The 15,918-nt window shown below is 74.2% G+C and carries 18 protein-coding genes; 11 read left to right on the plus strand and 7 right to left on the minus strand.

Annotated features, from left to right (window positions below; all coding sequences use genetic code 11):
* The first annotated feature begins 17 nt into the window (after positions 1 to 17).
* From cpt to IE177_RS27030, 3 genes are all read left to right on the plus strand, one after another.
* On the plus strand, positions 18 to 542 hold the full coding sequence (gene cpt / locus IE177_RS27020) for a chloramphenicol phosphotransferase CPT (protein ID WP_190018160.1): 525 nt from the start codon (positions 18 to 20) through the stop codon (positions 540 to 542).
* Positions 543 to 633: 91 nt separating this feature from the next.
* Positions 634 to 1,383 carry an SDR family oxidoreductase gene (locus IE177_RS27025; RefSeq protein WP_190018052.1) on the plus strand — a complete coding sequence of 250 codons (750 nt, stop codon included), beginning with the start codon at positions 634 to 636 and terminating at the stop codon, positions 1,381 to 1,383.
* Positions 1,384 to 1,537: 154 nt separating this feature from the next.
* A complete protein-coding gene (locus tag IE177_RS27030) occupies positions 1,538 to 2,128 on the plus strand; it encodes a YdeI/OmpD-associated family protein (RefSeq protein ID WP_229816288.1) in 591 nt (196 codons plus the stop codon).
* A gap of 112 nt (positions 2,129 to 2,240) precedes the next feature.
* Here IE177_RS27030 and IE177_RS27035 read toward each other — a convergent pair whose 3' ends face one another.
* From IE177_RS27035 to IE177_RS27045, 3 genes are all read right to left on the minus strand, one after another.
* Complete coding sequence (locus IE177_RS27035) at positions 2,241 to 2,690, minus strand: peptidoglycan-binding domain-containing protein (protein WP_190018054.1); 450 nt, start codon at positions 2,688 to 2,690, stop codon at positions 2,241 to 2,243.
* A 199-nt stretch (positions 2,691 to 2,889) separates the two neighbouring features.
* Positions 2,890 to 3,771 carry a diacylglycerol kinase family protein gene (locus tag IE177_RS27040; RefSeq protein WP_190018055.1) on the minus strand — a complete coding sequence of 294 codons (882 nt, stop codon included), beginning with the start codon at positions 3,769 to 3,771 and terminating at the stop codon, positions 2,890 to 2,892.
* A 59-nt stretch (positions 3,772 to 3,830) separates the two neighbouring features.
* Positions 3,831 to 5,423: an FAD-binding oxidoreductase gene (locus IE177_RS27045; RefSeq protein ID WP_190018056.1), complete on the minus strand. Its 1,593-nt coding sequence runs from the start codon at positions 5,421 to 5,423 to the stop codon at positions 3,831 to 3,833.
* Positions 5,424 to 5,542: 119 nt separating this feature from the next.
* Here IE177_RS27045 and IE177_RS27050 point away from each other — a divergent pair, with 119 nt between their 5' ends.
* Both IE177_RS27050 and IE177_RS27055 read left to right on the plus strand, forming a co-directional pair.
* Positions 5,543 to 6,142, plus strand: coding sequence for a TetR/AcrR family transcriptional regulator (locus tag IE177_RS27050; RefSeq protein ID WP_190018057.1), 600 nt, complete (start codon positions 5,543 to 5,545; stop codon positions 6,140 to 6,142).
* The gene (locus IE177_RS27055; protein ID WP_190018058.1) at positions 6,139 to 7,722 is read left to right on the plus strand and encodes a glycerol-3-phosphate dehydrogenase/oxidase; all 1,584 of its coding nucleotides are present in this window, start codon (positions 6,139 to 6,141) and stop codon (positions 7,720 to 7,722) included. Before IE177_RS27050 ends, IE177_RS27055 begins: the two co-directional genes overlap by 4 nt.
* A 76-nt stretch (positions 7,723 to 7,798) precedes the next feature.
* Here the strand turns inward: IE177_RS27055 and IE177_RS27060 are convergent, their stop codons facing one another.
* From IE177_RS27060 to IE177_RS27070, 3 genes are all read right to left on the minus strand, one after another.
* Complete coding sequence (locus tag IE177_RS27060) at positions 7,799 to 9,250, minus strand: WGR domain-containing protein (protein WP_190018059.1); 1,452 nt, start codon at positions 9,248 to 9,250, stop codon at positions 7,799 to 7,801.
* A 104-nt stretch (positions 9,251 to 9,354) separates the two neighbouring features.
* The gene (locus IE177_RS27065) at positions 9,355 to 10,317 is read right to left on the minus strand and encodes a threo-3-hydroxy-L-aspartate ammonia-lyase (protein ID WP_190018060.1); all 963 of its coding nucleotides are present in this window, start codon (positions 10,315 to 10,317) and stop codon (positions 9,355 to 9,357) included.
* A gap of 15 nt (positions 10,318 to 10,332) precedes the next feature.
* Positions 10,333 to 10,968 carry a helix-turn-helix transcriptional regulator gene (locus IE177_RS27070; RefSeq protein WP_190018061.1) on the minus strand — a complete coding sequence of 212 codons (636 nt, stop codon included), beginning with the start codon at positions 10,966 to 10,968 and terminating at the stop codon, positions 10,333 to 10,335.
* A gap of 279 nt (positions 10,969 to 11,247) precedes the next feature.
* On the opposite strand from IE177_RS27070, the gene IE177_RS27075 reads away from it, so the two are divergent.
* The 6 genes from IE177_RS27075 (at position 11,248) to IE177_RS27100 (ending at position 15,384) form a co-directional block, all read left to right on the plus strand.
* Positions 11,248 to 12,726, plus strand: coding sequence for a glutamate-cysteine ligase family protein (locus IE177_RS27075; RefSeq protein ID WP_190018062.1), 1,479 nt, complete (start codon positions 11,248 to 11,250; stop codon positions 12,724 to 12,726).
* Between the two features lie 197 nt (positions 12,727 to 12,923).
* Positions 12,924 to 13,601: a maleylpyruvate isomerase N-terminal domain-containing protein gene (locus tag IE177_RS27080; RefSeq protein ID WP_190018063.1), complete on the plus strand. Its 678-nt coding sequence runs from the start codon at positions 12,924 to 12,926 to the stop codon at positions 13,599 to 13,601.
* A gap of 101 nt (positions 13,602 to 13,702) precedes the next feature.
* Complete coding sequence (locus tag IE177_RS27085) at positions 13,703 to 13,984, plus strand: hypothetical protein (protein ID WP_190018064.1); 282 nt, start codon at positions 13,703 to 13,705, stop codon at positions 13,982 to 13,984.
* A 242-nt stretch (positions 13,985 to 14,226) separates the two neighbouring features.
* Positions 14,227 to 14,391, plus strand: a complete 165-nt coding sequence (locus IE177_RS27090) for a hypothetical protein (RefSeq protein ID WP_190018065.1) — start codon at positions 14,227 to 14,229, stop codon at positions 14,389 to 14,391.
* 2 nt (positions 14,392 to 14,393) lie between these two features.
* Entirely contained in the window at positions 14,394 to 14,669 is a 276-nt protein-coding gene (locus IE177_RS27095; RefSeq protein ID WP_190018066.1) for a DUF4190 domain-containing protein, read from the plus strand.
* 40 nt (positions 14,670 to 14,709) lie between these two features.
* A complete protein-coding gene (locus IE177_RS27100) occupies positions 14,710 to 15,384 on the plus strand; it encodes a hypothetical protein (RefSeq protein WP_190018067.1) in 675 nt (224 codons plus the stop codon).
* A 42-nt stretch (positions 15,385 to 15,426) separates the two neighbouring features.
* Here the strand turns inward: IE177_RS27100 and IE177_RS27105 are convergent, their stop codons facing one another.
* On the minus strand, positions 15,427 to 15,846 hold the full coding sequence (locus tag IE177_RS27105) for a CBS domain-containing protein (protein WP_190018068.1): 420 nt from the start codon (positions 15,844 to 15,846) through the stop codon (positions 15,427 to 15,429).
* Between the last annotated feature and the right edge of the window lie 72 nt (positions 15,847 to 15,918).

Raw genomic sequence — 15,918 nt, forward strand, 5'->3', positions numbered from 1 at the left:
GCGGCGTGAAGCATCGAATGATCATCCTCAACGGCGGGTCCAGCTCGGGGAAGTCCGGGATCGCGCGCTGTCTGCAGGCCGTACTGCCCGGCCCCTGGCCGGCGTTCGGGATCGACTCGCTCATCGACGCGCTGCCCGTGCGGATGCGGGCCGCGGACGGCGGTATCCGGTTCACGGACGACGGCGGGGTGAGCGTCGGAGCGGACTTCCGCGCGCTGGAGGCCGCCTGGATGGCGGGTATGGCGGCGATGGCTCGCGCGGGCGCCCGGGTCATCGTCGACGACGTCTTCCTCGGCGGGGCGGCGTCCCAGCAGCGGTGGCGCGAGGCGGTGGACGGGCTGGACGTCCTGTGGGTCGGTGTCAGGTGCGACGCCGCGGTCGCCGCGGCGCGTGAGATCGCGCGAGGAGACCGGACCCCGGGCATGGCCGCGTCGCAGGCGGACGCGGTCCACGAAGGGGTCGTCTACGACCTTGAGGTGGACACGGCACACACCGAGTCCCTGGCGTGCGCGCGGGCCATAGCCGACCGCGTCGGCCGGTGAGCCACGCGCGGGCGCCCCGGCCCGGTGGCGCGGCGAACCCGGTGTCCGTTCGCCGCCAGCGCTCCGCGTGGGCGGCCGGTGGAATGAGGACATGACTTCACAAGCGACTTTGAACGGCAGGACGGCCCTGGTCACCGGAGGCAGCCGGGGCATCGGCGCGGCGACGGCGCTGCGGCTCGCGCGGGAGGGCGCGGACGTGGCCGTGACCTACGTGAACGGCAAGGAGGCGGCGGAGGGGGTCGTGCGGGCCGTGGAGGCCCTCGGGCGGCGGGCGGTGGCCCTGCGCGCGGACTCCGCGGACGCCGGGGAGGCGGTGGACGCGGTGGAGCGCGCCGCCGGGGTGTTCGGCGGGCTGGACGTCCTGGTGAACAACGCGGCCGTCGGGCTCATGGGGCCGCTGGAGGACATGGCCCTGACCGACGTCGACCGTGTCCTGGCCGTGAACGTGCGCGGAGTGTTCCTGGCCTCCCGAGCCGCCGCGGCGGTCATGGCGTCCGGCGGCCGGATCATCACCGTCGGCAGCTGTGTCACGCTGCGCGTGCCGGGTCCCGGCGCCACGCTGTACGCGATGAGCAAGTCGGCCGTGACCGGACTGACCCGGGCCCTGGCCCGGGAACTGGGCGGGCGCGGGATCACGGCGAACGTCGTGCATCCGGGCCCGATCGACACGGACATGAACCCCGCCGACGGTCCGCACGCGGCGGGACAGGCCGCCATGACCGCGCTGGGCCGCTTCGGCACGGCCGGGGAGGTGGCGTCCACGGTGGCCTATCTCGCGGGACCCGGGGCGCGGTATGTGACGGGCGCGGAGTTCTCCGTGGACGGCGGCTACGCCGCATGACCGGGCGCGGGGCGCGCCGGCCTCCCGGCCGGCGTGTCCCGCGCCCCGGGCCGGCCCGTGGGGCGCGTGCAGGGCGGCCGGAGGCGGTCCGGGGCTTGCCGCGGCCCGCCCGAGGTTGTTGACCGGGGCGCGGGTGCCGGTTTGGATGAGGGTCATGCCTGAGGGAGCACAGAACGCCGCGGATCCGGTCCTCTCCTTCGCCACGCAGGACGCGTGGGAGAAGTGGCTGGAGGAGCACCACGAGGGCGTCACGGGCGTCTGGCTGAGGATTCCCCGCAGTGGCTCAGGACTTGAAGGCGTAGGTTACGCCCAGGCCCTGGAGTCGGCGCTGTGCTACGGCTGGATCGACGGGCAGAAGCGCAAGCTCGACGAGCGGCACTGGCTGCAGCGCTTCACCCCGCGGCGGCGGGGCAGCAGGTGGTCGCAGGTGAACCGGCACAAGGCCACCGAGCTGATCGAGCGGGGCCGGATGCGGCCCGCCGGTCTGCGCGAGGTGGAGCAGGCCAGGGCGGACGGCCGCTGGGAGGCGGCGTACCCGGCGCAGAGCAGAGCGACGGTACCCGACGACCTCCGGGCGGCCCTCGACGCGGTGCCGGCGGCGCGGGACTTCTTCGCCACCCTGGACAGCCGTAACCGCTTCGCGGTCCTCCACCGGATCGCGGACGCCCGGACGGCAAAGACGCGGGCGGCCCGGGTCGAGAAGTACGTCGCGATGCTCGCCGAGGGCAAGAAGATCCATCCCTGACGGCCGCGGGCCCGGTCCGGCCTGGGGACACGCGCCGGCGCGACCGATGTGCGCCCCCGCCCCCGTCCGGACCGGGGGTGGGGGTGCCGCCGGTCAGCGTGACCGGAGGTGGTCAGTGGGCGTCGGCGAAGCGCTTGAAGGCGGCCTTGGTGCCGGAGCCGGCGATGCCGTCGACGGCGCCGCGGTAGCCGTAGCCGCTCTTCAGCAGGCGCTGGAGGGCCTTGATCGTGCCCTTGCCGGCGACGCCGTCGATCGGGCCCGTGTAGTGCCAGTACTTCTTGAGGCAGCGCTGGAACGCCTTCCAGCTGTTCGGGCCGAGCTTGCCGTCGATGGAGCCGGTGTAGTGCCAGTAGGTCTTCAGCCAGCGCTGGACCTTCTTCGCCTGGGCCGCGCTCAGGCCGAGGTTGTCGACCGCCTGCGGGGTGACGGCCGCGCCGGACACCGACGGGTGGGCGGCCGCGGGTGCCGCGAAGCTGGTGCCCGCGGCGGCGATGCCGCCCGCGGCGAGGGCCGTGACCGTGGTGGCGGCCACGAGCGTCCTGGTGAGCATGTTCGATCGCATGGTTCTTCCCCCTGGTTGTCGGGTGCCTCCCGGCACGCCGTACAAGCTACGGCGTCCGGTGCCGCGCGTCGCCAAACCGGGAGTTGACGCCCGGCTCCACCGGCCGCGGTACGTCCGTGCGGCGTACGACTTCCGCGGTACACGGGCGGCGGCGTCCGGCGGGTGAACCGGGGGAAGGACGCCGAGTCGTGAGCCGTGGTCAGTACAGCACCGGCAGGTCTCTGGGCCGGACCCGTACCGTCACCGGCAGGGTGGCGTCCACCTCGCCGTCGGCGCCGTAGGGGACGGGCCGGTCGGCCTCGATGCGCATCTCCCTGCCGCGCAGCACCAGCACTTCGGGGCGGTGGACGTGGACGCCGGACTTCAGCTCGTTCATCAGGGTGAAGAAGAGCCGGCGTGGCGCCTCGCGGATCAGCACCACGTCGAGCAGTCCGTCGTCGACCCGCGCGCCGGGGGCGATGAGCCGGCCGGAGCCGTAGTAGGGGGAGTTGGCGGCCACGACGGTGTAGCCGCGATGGGTGTGCTCCGTCCCGTCGACCGTGACCCGGTACCCGGCCGGCCGCCAGGTGGTGACGGCGCGCAGGCCGCCCGCGTAGTAGGAGGCCGAGCCACGCAGCAGCCGGGCGTTGTTGGCGTGCCTGTTGGCGAGCGCGTCGACCCCGGCGTAGACGCTGCCCAGGACCACGGTCCGCTGGTGGACGGCGGACTCCACCTCGACGGTGTCCACCGCTCTGGGCTCGGCGTGCAGCAGGATCCGGGCGAGCGCGGCGGGGTCGGCGGGCAGGTCCAGGGCGCGGGCGAAGTCGTTGCCGCGTCCGGCCGGTACGAGTCCGAGGACCGTGCCGGTGCCGCTGAGTGCGCCGCCTATGCCGCCGGCGATCCCGTCTCCGCCGACGGCGAGGACGATCCGGCCGCGCTCACCGGCGCGGCGGGCGATGTCCTGGGCGTGGGCGAGGCTGTGGCTGTACTCGGTCTCCAGCTCCGCCCCCGCCTCGCGCAGCAGACGGGCCAGGTGGAGCAGGCTCGCCGCCCCGGTGGGGCCCCCCGCGGTGGGGTTGACGACGGCGGTGAACTGTCGCATCGGGTGTGCCTTTCGAGGCAGGCGGGTCGATGGGGTCGGGCTCGGTGGACGGGGCGGTATCAGTCGGTGGGCAGCAGGACGCCGGGGTTGAGCAGGCCGTCCGGGTCCAGGCGGCGTTTGACGGCGCGAAGGGCCGAGACGCCGAGCGGGCCGGCCTCTCGGACGTACCAGTCGCGGTGGTCGGTGCCGACGCCGTGGTGGTGGGAGATGGTACCGCCGGCGGCCAGGACGGCTTCGCTGGCGGCGTGCTTGGCGGGGGCCCAGTGGGCCACCGGGTCCTCGCCCTGGGCGCTGACGACGGTGAAGTACAGGGAGGCGCCGTTCTCGTACACGTGGGAGATGTGGCACATCACCAGCGGCGGGGTGCCTGCCTGGGTGAGGGTCTCGGTGAGCGCGGTGCGCACGGCCGAGTACAGCTCGGGAACGCGGGACCAGAAGGCCGCCGTCTCCAGCGTCTCGGCGAAGGCGCCGACGTCGAGCAGGGCGTCGCGCAGGTAGGGCGCGGAGTAGCGGCCGTGGGCCCAGCGTTCGCCCGGTTCGGCTCCCACCGGGGTACCGCCGCAGGCCGTCAGGACGGCCGCCGCCTGCTCGCGGCGCCGCGCGGTGTCCTCGGCCGTGCCCTCGTAACCGGTGATCGCCAGGCATCCGGCGTCGGTGCGGGCCGGATCGCCGCCGATCGCGTCGGGCTGGGCGAGGCCGATGAGCGTCTCGGTCTCGTCGGACAGACGGAGCACGGTCGGCCGGGGGCCGTCCTGGGCGAGCCGGCGCAGTGCCGCGGCTCCCTCCTCGAAGGAGGCGAACCGCCAGCCCTCGTAGACGCGGACCTGCGGCAGCGGGCGGATCCGTACGGTGACGGAGGTGATGACGCCGAAGGCGCCCTCCGAACCGAGGATCAGCTGGCGCAGGTCGGGTCCGGCGGCCGAGCGGGGGGCGCGGCCGGTCTCGACGGTGCCTTCGGGAGTGGCGAGGGTCAGGCCGAGCACCATCTCGTCGAAGCGGCCGTACCCGGCGGAGGCCTGTCCGCTGGAGCGGGCGGCGGCGAACCCACCGATGGTGGCCCACTCGAAGGACTGCGGGAAGTGGCCGAGGGTGAAGCCGTGTCCGGCGAGCAGCGCCTCGGCCTCTGGGGCGCGCAGACCGGGCTGGAGCACGGCGGTGCGCGAGACGGGGTCGAGGTCGAGCAGGCCGTTCATGCGGCGCAGGTCCAGGGCGACGAACGCGCTGCGCTGGGGAGCGAGCCCGCCCACCACCGACGTGCCGCCGCCGAAGGGCACGACGGGCAGGCGGTGCGCGGCGCAGACGCGCAGCACGGCGAGGACCTCCTCGTGGGAGGCGGGCAGCACCACGGCCTGCGGCACGTCGGACAGGTCGCCGGCGCGGATGCGCAGCAGGTCGGGGGTGGACTTGCCGCGGGTGTGACGGACCCGGCTCTCCGCGTCCGTGCGGACGTGCTCCTCGCCGCCGACGGCTTCGGCGAGCGCCTCGAGCGCGGCGGGGGCGACCGTGACGGCGGGCGGGCTGATGCCGTCGAGGGTCAGCGCGGCGGTGGTGCGCGGCTTGACTCCGAGCAGGTCGCGCAGGAGTGCCGTCACCGTGCCGGGCAGCGGTGCCGCCTTGGCCGGGTCGCCCCAGCCGTTCCACAGCATGTCCATTGAACGGTCGTCCTCACAGGTCGGTGTGGTCGGTTCGCGCGGCGGCTCCGCGGCCGTGCCCCGGGGGCGGCGACGGTCTGCTGCTTCCGCCCGGGCCTCGGCGCGTTACACTGTGACACATGACGCCTATTCGTCACAACGGTTCGGACAGCGATCATGTGCTCGACGCGGTGCGCGACTGCGTACTGGCCGTCGGGGTACGCCGCACCACCCTCGCCGACGTGGCCCGCCGCGCCGGTGTCTCCCGGATGACGCTCTACCGGCGCTGGCCGGACCTGCGGACCCTGGTGGGCGATCTGATGACCCGTGAGTGGATCGACGTGGCGACGCGCGCCATACCCGAGCCCGCGCCCGGCACCAGCACCCGCGACCGGATGGTGGACGGGCTGGTGGACGGGGTCGAGGCGTTCCGGGCGCACCCGCTCTTCCGCAAGATCGTGGACGTCGACCCGGAGCTGCTGCTCCCCTATGTGCTCGACCGGCGCGGGGCGAGCCAGGAGGCGCTGCTGGCGCTGCTGGCCGACGCCCTGCGCGAGGGGCACGCGGACGGCTCCGTACGCCCAGGCCACACCGAGCGGCAGGCCCGCGCCCTGCTGCTGACCGTGCAGTCCTTCAGCCTGTCCCTGCGCACGATGACCGACGAGGACGACCCGGAGCTCGGCTCCGCCGCCCTCCTCGGTGAGTTGCGGACCCTTCTGGAGAGGACCCTGACGCCATGAGCCACATCGAGGCCGCACCCGGCTCGTCCCTCGGCGCATCCCGCCGCACCCGGGAACTGGCCGAGGCCGCCGACGGCCGCGTGGCCGACGTCCTGGTCGTCGGGCTCGGCGCGACGGGTGCCGGAGCCGCCCTGGACGCCGCGGCACGCGGGCTGGACGTCGTCGCGGTGGACGCGCACGACCTGGCCTTCGGCACCTCCCGCTGGAGCTCGAAGCTCATCCACGGCGGACTGCGCTATCTGGCCTCCGCCCAGTTCGACGTGGCGCACGAGAGCGCGGTCGAACGCGGAGTGCTGATGACCCGCACCGCGCCGCACCTCGTGGCGGCGCAGCCGTTCGTGCTGCCGCTGACGCCGCTGGTCTCCAGGGCGCAGGCCTCGCTCGCGTGGACCGGGTTCCGGGCCGGGGACGTGCTGCGGCTGGCGGCCCGGACCCCGCGCCGGGTCCTGCCCGCCCCGCGCCGGCTGTCGGCGACGGAGGCGCGCCATCTCGCGCCGGCGGTGCGCGGGGCCGGGCTGCGCGGCGGGCTGCTGTCCTGGGACGGCAAGGTCACCGACGACGTCGCCCTGGTGACCGCCCTGGCCAGGACGGCCGCCGCGCGGGGCGCCAGGGTGCTGACCCGGGTGCGGGCGCTGGAACTGACCGGCACGGGCGCCCGGGTCCGGGACGAACTCACCGGCGAGGAGGGCGAGATCAGGGCCCGTGCGGTGATCAACGCCACCGGGGTGTGGGCGGACGGCCTGGTCGACGGCATCCGGATACGGCCCTCCCGCGGCACGCACCTGGTCCTGCGCTCGGAGCGGCTCGGCGCCCTGCCCGCCGGCCTGCACGTCCCGATCCCCGGGGAGACCAACCGTTTCGTCCTGGTCCTGCCCCAGGGGGACGGCCGGGTCTACGTCGGTCTCACCGACGAGCCCGTCGAGGGCCCGGTACCCGACGTTCCGGACGTGCCCGAGACCGACATCGGCTTCCTGCTGGACGTGCTCGGCGCGGTCCTGGACGTGCCGGTGGCCCGCGACGAGGTCGTCGGCGCCTTCGCGGGACTGCGCCCGCTGCTCGACACCTCCGGGCACGCCGGCGTCGAGGGGGCACCGGCCCGCACCTCCGACATCTCCCGCCGGCACGCGGTGCTGACCTCGCCCGACGGTGTCACCACGGTGGTCGGCGGCAAGCTCACCACCTACCGTCGGATGGCCCAGGACGCCGTCGACGCCGCGACCGCGGCCCGTGGCCTGCGCGCCGCCCCCTCCCCCACCGCGGCGCTGCCCCTCGTAGGCGCCGCCGCACCCGAGCACCTGCGCGCCCTGCCGGCACCGCGCCGCCTGGTCCGTCGCTACGGCACCGAGGCCGCCGCGGTGCACGCCCTCGTCGTCCAGGACCCCGCCCTCGCCCGGCCCGTCGTCCCGGGCCACCCGGTCACCCGGGCGGAACTCGTGTGGGCCGTCCGGCACGAGGGCGCCCTGGACGAGTCGGACCTCCTTGACCGGCGCACCCGCATCGGCCTGATCCCCGGGGACCGCGCCGAGGCACTGGCCGCCGCACGGGAGGCCCTGGACCGGACGGCGGCCGCACGCCCCTGAGAGGCGCGGCCTCGGGCGGGTGCGCCGGACGGGCGGCGCCCTGCCGGCCCGCTCGCCGGGGCCATGTGACGGACCGTCACAGCAGGCGGCGGATGTCGCCGCGGACCCGGTAGAAACCGCCTGCCGCGGGGTGGAGGGCGTCCACGACGTAGCGGGCGCCCGGTTCGCGTATCGCGCGGGGGAACTGGACGTTCCAGGACGGCTCGTAGCCCTCCGAGACCACGTGCACCCGAAGCCGGCCGGCCTGCTGGACGCACTCGACCACGATCGATCCGGCCGGGGCCCCGGTCACGGTGGCCACCGCGGCCACGGCGGTGGCGGGCGCGTAGGTCGGCAGGGCGGCGGCGAGCTTGACGTCCCGCACGACCGGGACGGTGCCCTGCTGGGCCGCGGTGATGGCCGCCTCGCTCGCGTCCACGCACACCAGCGAGCCGTCCGTGGTCACCAGGTACAGGCGCTCGTCGCGGTACTGCATCGACAGCGCCGAGCCGCCGCCCGTGCCGAGCTTCCACAGCCGGGTGCCGTGCCGGTCGAAGCAGTACACGGACGAGGCGGCGTCACCGGCGAAGACGAACCGCCCGCCGGGCGAGGTGGCGCAGGAGTACACGGCGCTGTCGCAGGCGTACGTCGCCTCGACGGCGCCGGTCGCCTTCGACAGCCGCTGGACCACGCGCTGCGCGGTGCCCGCGTACACGGCGTCGTCCTCCTGCCAGCCGAAGAGAACGCCGCCCCGGGTGGGCGTGTGCCACAACTCGCCGCCCCCGTCCGGGGCGTAGGCGGTGACGCCCGCGAGGTGGCCGTGGTAGACGGCGCGGTCGTCGGCACGGATCATCCAGGCGTGCTCGCCCCGGCTGCGGCGGGCCCACTGGTGTTCGTCCTCGTGGTCGATGACGGTGAGCCGGCCCGCGCGGTCCGAGACGTTGAGGATGCCCTCGTGGATGTCCAGCCAGAAGATGTCGACGTCGGCGGCGATGTCGTACGCGGCGAACGGCAGCTTGGAGGACAGGTCGTAGACCTTGCCGTCGTCGCAGCCGGCGTAGATCCAGAAGTCGTCGGCGACCAGGCACTTCACGCCGTCCGGGAGGCTGAACCGGGCCAGGACGGCACCTTCGTGGTCCAGGGTGTAGACGTCACCGTTCTGGTTGCCCACCCAGCAGCGGTCGTCGTCGACATGGATGCCGAACGCCGCCGAGCCGGTGCGGAACCGCCACAGGACCGGCGCGACGGCCCCGGCGGTGGACGGTGCCGAGCTGACCTGGCGGCGGGTCACGGCGCGCGGCGCCCGCTGCCCCTGGACGGCCGGGGCGTATCCCTTGCGGACCTTCTCCCCCACCTTCTTCGCGGCGGCGGCCTGCGCCTTCTCCGCGGTCGGGAACGTCGTCGTCTGGGTCTGTCCCGCGGCACCGATCCGCCCGTAACGCACCGTCACCACCGTGCCGGCGATGGTGACCTCGTAGAACTTGTGGGCGCCCCCGCCCTCCTGCGACAGCTCCAGATACGTCGTCGACACCGTGGACGCCGTGGACATGGCAGACCCCTCCCCAGGACGGACCCGCGGCCGTTCCGGCAGGTCCTCACTGATCGAACCGTAGGGGGAGGGACTGACAACGGGGTGGGCCGGGAGCCGGCGGCTCAGCCGCTCACGAGCCGGGTGAACCGCTCGGTGTCGATGTTGCCGCCGGAGGCGATGATGCCGACGCGCGGCGGCAGTTCGAGGCGGCCCGCCAGGAGGGCGGCGAGACTCGCGGCGCCACTCGGTTCGAGGACGATCTTCAGGCGTTCGAAGGCGAAGCGCATGGCGTCGACGATCTCCGCGTCGCTGACGAGGGTGATCGCGTCCACGAGCCGCCGGTTGACGGCGAAGGTGAGCTCGCCGGGGGTGGGCAGGGCCTGCCCGTCGGCGATGGTGCGGGGCACCGGCACGGTGACGCGCGCGCCGCTCTCCAGCGAGCGCTTGGTGTCGTCACCCGCCTCCGGCTCCACGCCGATGACCCGGACACCGGGGTGCAGCGCCTTGGCCGTCACGGCACTGCCGGCGATGAGACCGCCGCCCCCTACGGGTACGACGAGGGCGTCCAGCGGGCCGGTCTCCTCGAGGAGTTCGAGTGCGGCGGTGCCCTGACCGGCGATGACATGGGGGTGGTCGTAGGGCGGGATGAGGGCGAGTCCGCGTTCCTCGGCCAGTGCCTCGCCGAGGGCGGTGCGGTCCTGGGTGTACCGGTCGTAGGTGACGATCTCAGCCCCGTACCCCGCGGTGGCCTCGCGCTTGGAACGGGGGGCGTCCTCGGGCATCAGGATGACGGCGCTGGTCCCCAGTTCCCTCGCGGCCAGGGCGGTGGCCTGGGCGTGGTTGCCGGAGGAGTAGGCGGCGATTCCCCTGGCCAGCTGCTCCTCGGAGAGCCGGGCGGCGGCGTTGTAGGCGCCGCGGATCTTGAAGGCTCCGACCCGCTGGAAGTTCTCGCACTTGACGAACACCTCGGCGCCGACACGGGCGTTCAGGGTGCGGGAGGTGAGGACGGGGGTGCGGTGGGCGACGCCTTCGAGGCGTGCGGCGGCATCACGGACGTCGTCGAACGTCACGGGCAGGGCGGCCATGGCGGTGTCCTCTCGTTACTTCGCGTAGTTGTAGACCGTCGCCCGGGACACACCGAGCAGGTCCGCGATGGTCTGTGCGGCGTCCCGCGAGTCGAAGTAGCCGTCCTGGTGGAGCTGTCGCACGAGCGCCCTCTTGTCCTCCCGGCTCAGTGAGCGGGGGGCGGCGGCGCGCCGCGCGGACAGTTCCTCCACCGCCCGGCGCAGCTCGCGCGCGTTGCGGTCGCGCAGCGTCTCCGGGGGCCGGTCGCGGTGCGTGGTGTCCGTGGCCACGAGGCCGGCGAGGGTGAGGGTCACGGGGGACAGCACGGAGATGTCGAGGTTGAGGCAGAGCGCCGCGACGTACTCTCCCGCCGCGTTCTTGATGCCGATGGAGGTGCTCTTCGCCGGGCGCCCGTCGGGGAACCGGTTGGGGTAGTTCTGGAGGACGCCGGGGTACTCGGGGTCGGCGATCCGGGCCAGCCCCAGCTCGGTCGCCGAGTCGCCCACCTGACGTCCCGACAGGTTGTTCTCGATCACCCGGATCGCGTGGTCCGGGTCCCGCAGGTCGTGCAGCACGACCTCGCAGAGCCCGGGGAACATGCGGCCGAGGGCGACGGCGATCTTCTCGGCCTCCCGGAGCAGGTGCTCGTCGGCCTCCACGGTGTCGCCCACACGGCCCCCTCGAACACTCTGGACGCAATTTCCAAATCTGGACGGAAAGCCTAAGCACGCTGCCTGGCCCTGTCCACTCCTGGCAGGAAACCTCCTTCGCCGGGAACACCGGGAGCGCCTTCCGCCGGGGACACCCGGAGTGCCTTTCGCCGGGAGCGCCGGGAACACCGGCGCGGGGCGGGCGGCGCGCCAGGGGCCGCTGTCACCGCATGGTGCGGGTCGCGCGATGGTGCGACGCTATGGGGAGAGGTGTCCGACGAGGGGAAACCTGGAGGGCCGATGGGGCGCGACGTCCCGGCGCTCGTCTTCACCCGCGAGGACCGCCGCCGGTACCGCATCAAGATGCAGGAGTGCCTCGACACGCTGGCGCAGATGCTGCGCGAGGCACGGTTCGAGTCCGAGCGGCCCCAGGTCGGCCTGGAGATCGAGCTGAACCTGGTCGACGACGCCGCCGAGCCCGCGATGCGCAACACCGACGTGCTGGAGGCGATCTCGGATCCGGCCTGGTCCACCGAGCTCGGCCGGTTCAACCTGGAGATCAACGTCCCGCCCCGGCGGCTGACGGCGGGCGGCCCCGACGCGTGGGAGTCGGAGATCCGTGCCGCGCTCAATCACGCCGACGAGCGGGCCCGGTCGGTCGGCACCCGGCTCATCATGATCGGCATCCTGCCCACGCTGCGGCAGGAGGACATCGGCGAGGAGACCCTGTCGGAGAACCCGCGCTACCGGCTGCTCAACGACCAGGTCTTCGCGGCCCGCGGCGAGGACCTGCGCATCCAGGTGGACGGCGCCGACCGGCTGCGGACCTACGCGGACACGATCACCCCGGAGGCCGCGTGCACCAGCACGCAGTTCCACCTCCAGGTGTCGCCCGAGGAGTTCGCGCCGTACTGGAACGCGGCGCAGGCCATCTCCGGCGTCCAGGTGGCGCTGGCGGCGAACGCGCCGTTCCTGTTCGGCAAGGAGCTGTGGCACGAGACCCGTATCCCGCTGTTCGAGCAGGCCACCGACACCCGGCCGGAGGAGATCAAGGTGCAGGGGGTGCGCCCCCGGGTGTGGTTCGGGGAGCGCTGGATCAACAGCGTCTTCGACCTGTTCGAGGAGAACCTCCGTTACTTCCCCGCGCTGCTCCCCCTGTGCGACGAACAGGACCCGGCGGAGACGCTGGACCGCGGTGACATCCCCGAACTGGGCGAACTCACGCTGCACAACGGCACCATCTACCGCTGGAACCGGCCGGTCTACGCCGTCTCCCACGACGTGCCGCACATCCGGGTGGAGAACCGGGTGCTGCCCGCCGGCCCGACCGTAGCCGACACCCTGGCCAACGGGGCCTTCTACTACGGGCTCACCCGGGCGCTGGTGGAGGAGGACCGGCCGGTCTGGTCGCGGATGTCCTTCGCGGCCGCCGAGGACAACCTGCACACCGCCGCCCGGCACGGCATCGACGCCCGGCTGTACTGGCCCGGGATGGGCGAGGTGCCGGTGCCGGAGCTGGTGCTGCGCCGCCTGCTGCCGCTCGCGCACCGGGGCCTGGAGCACTCCGGCATGGACGATGCGTGGCGTGAGCCGCTGCTCGGGATCATCGAGCAGCGCTGCGTGACCGCGCGCAACGGGGCGGTGTGGCAGAAGGAGATGTTCCACCACCTCGACGCCACCACGCACGCCGGCCGCCATGAGGCGCTGCGGCGGATGACGCAGCTCTACATCGACTACATGCACCTCAACGCCCCGGCGCACACCTGGCCGGTCGACTGACGGCGGGCGGTGCCGGGAGGGCGGCGCCCGGCCGGGCGGTCACGGGCGGGGCGGCACGGGCAGGGCGGTCACGGGGAGGGCGGCGCCGGGAGGGCTCGGGGGCAGCCGCCGGCGACGCGGTGTGCGTACGATGCGTGTGCTTACGATGCGTCAGGCCTTGGCCGACGACACGTCATCCGGTAATGACAGGGGGACGCATGACCATCGAGCACACGACGCCGGCGCGAACGCTGCGCGCGGCGTACGGGGCCGCCGCGGCGGCCGTCGCGGACCTGGGCGACGAGGAGTCGTGGCTGCCGACCGACTGCACGGGCTGGGCGGTGCGCGACCTCGTCTTCCACTGCCTGCAGGACGCCCAGCGCGGGCTGGTGGCCCTGCACACACCGGCGGACGGGCCCGCCGACCGGGACGCGGTGACGTACTGGCAGGACTGGCGGCCGAACACCACCGGGGCGGCGAACGGCCGGCGCTGGGCGCGGGTGAACGCCAGCATGTTCCTGGACTTCGGCCAGCTTCGCGGCCTCTATCTGGAGACGCTGGCGGCGGTCGTGCACGCGGCGCGGGCGGCCGACCCGGCGCGGCACGTGACCACGCAGGGGCACGTGCTGACGGCCGGTGACCTGATCACCACCCTCGCGGTGGAGGCGACCATCCACCATCTCGACCTGACCACCGGGCTCCCGCACGCTCCGGGGCCCGCGCCCGAGGGACTGGCGGCGGTGCGCGCCACGATGGACGGGCTGCTCGGCCGGCCCGCCCTGCCCGAATGGGGCGACGCGCACTACGCGCGCGTGGGCACCGGCCGGGCCGCGCTGACCGGCGCCGAGCGCGCGGCCCTGGGCGCCGCGGCGGACCGGTTCCCGCTGTTCGGCTGACGTCCGCCCGGCGTCCGGGCACACGCCCAACCGGGGACAGGGGGCGAGGACACCTGCGCGGTGCGGGGCGCGCCGGCCGGGTTGATGGAAACCTGCCGCTCATGAACAACCCTCCCGCCGTCAACAGCTACGTCGACCGGGTCACCGCGGGTCCCGGCGGAGCGATGACCGACGAGGCCGGCGTCCTCACGGGCGACCTCACCGTGGCGACCATCCTCCTGTCCGACGGTCGCAGCGTGCGTGTCGCCATCCAGCGCTCCGGCTCCGACACCTGGTACACCCTCACCGGCAGTCCCGCCCCGGTGCCCGCCGGCCGGCTCGCGGCCTACCACCGGGACCTGCTCGGCCGCATCCGCCGGGGCGGCGGGACGCGCGCCACGTGAGCCGTTCGCCGCCACCGGAACGGCGAGAACACGCCGGTGCCGGCGAACGGCCGCGTGAGCCGGCGCTCACGGGAAACCCGCGATGTCATGAACGCGTTGAGGAAGCGGCCGCGGAAGCCGCCGCACGGAACGACGAGGCACACGAGCACCGCCGGGCACGGGGCCCCGAGGCCGGCGACGGCACCGCCGTCCGCGGCCGCCGGCACCGCCACCGTCACCGTCACCGGGCCGGGGAGGTAGGGATGCTCTTCCTGGTCGTCGCCCTGCTTCTGCTGGGCATCGTGGTGGGAACGGCCGCCTACCTTCCCTGGCCCGTCACGCTGGTACTCGGCTCGGCCATCGCCCTGTGGCTCGCCGTCTTCGCGGGACGTGAACGGCGGCGGCGTGACCGGACGAGGAGGGCCTGACGATGCGGCTGACCGCTCCTCCCTCCGCCCGGACGGGCCTGCGCGACACCGAAGGCATGGCCGTGGCCTCCTTCGTCCTCGGACTCGTCGGGCTGCTCGTACTCAATCTCGTCCTCGGGCCGCTCGCCATCGTGCTGGCCCTCATCGCCCTGCGCCGTGACACGCCACGCCGCTTCCGTGCGTTCCTCGGCCTGGGGCTGGGCATCGCGGACCTCGTCGTGCTCGCCGTCCTCATGGCCGCGCAGGGCGCGGCGCCCTGGTCGGTGTGGGGCGGATGAGCCGGGTTTCGCCGCCCGCCCGTACGGGGAGCCGGTGCGCGTGAACGCGTTCGCGCGCGACCCCGGCCGACCCTCGCGATGGCGCTTCGACGGCTGGATCGCCGGGATCGGCACCAAGTCGGGGACACGCGTGGTGCTCGGCCACTGGCCCGGCTCCCCCTTCGGCCCGTTCAGCGACGTGATGCTCGAACAGGCCGACGGCCACCGCCTGCTGCTGGCGCCCGACAGGCGCACGGCGGACTTCATCGCCCGTACCTACACCTTCGACGAGGTACGGGTGGTGCCGGTGGAGGTTCAGGTCGGGGCGGACCACTGGACGGTCACGGCGGGTGAGCTGCTCGGGCTGCGCCTGACCGTCGGCCGCAGGGGCCTGCCCGGTCTCGCCCTGCGGGCCGTCCCCGGCGCACTGGCGGCCCGGCCCTCGTGGACGGTGGTGACCGACCCGGTCGCCCGTGTGCTGCTGGGCGCGCGCACCCGCGGGAGCGCGGGCGGCGGCCGGCGCGAGTGGTACGGCGCACGCGACCTGCGCCCGATCACCGCGGCGAGCGCGCTCCACGAGGGACGCGACCTCGGCGGTCTCGCACCGGTCGACCCCGCCGTCCGCTTCGGCTTCGGCTCGACCCCCCGGGCCCCGGCGCTGGTGCGCGTCACGACGACGGTGAGCGTCCCGCGAGCGGCCCGGCACGGGACGGGCGCCCCTGCCGCCGACGCGTGACGGCGCGGGACGGCACCGGACGGCACCGTCACGGTCCGGCCGTCAGCGGGTCGGTCCGGCCGCGCTGATGCGGCCCAGTGTGGACTCGGGGTCGTACTCCTTGGCCACGTCGCCGAGGGCGATGATCCCCACCACGCACCCGTCCTCGACGACCGGGAGCCTGCGCAGCGCCTTGCCCCGCATCAGCTGCACGGCCCGGTCCACGTCGTCGTCCGGGGCCACGGTGACCAGTTCGCTGCTGCACGCCTCGCCCACCGTCCGCCCGCTCACGTCCCCGCCGTCCGCGAGGATCCGCACGGTGAGGTCCCGGTCGGTGACCAGCCCGCGCAGCCGCTCGCCGGCGCAGACCAGGACCGCGCCGATGTCCTCGTCCCGCATGCGGGCGGCGACCTCGCAGACCGGGGTCTCCGGCCCCACCGCGACCGGGTTGCAGGTCATGATCTCGCGGACCGCCTGCGTCATCCACGCCTCCTCGTCCCTCACCGACCGGCCTCGCGGGGCTGGTACCCCGGATGAGCTCGTCCATCTCGTCCA

It is taken from the genome of Streptomyces lucensis JCM 4490 (assembly GCF_014650035.1).
Lineage (GTDB): Bacteria > Actinomycetota > Actinomycetes > Streptomycetales > Streptomycetaceae > Streptomyces > Streptomyces lucensis.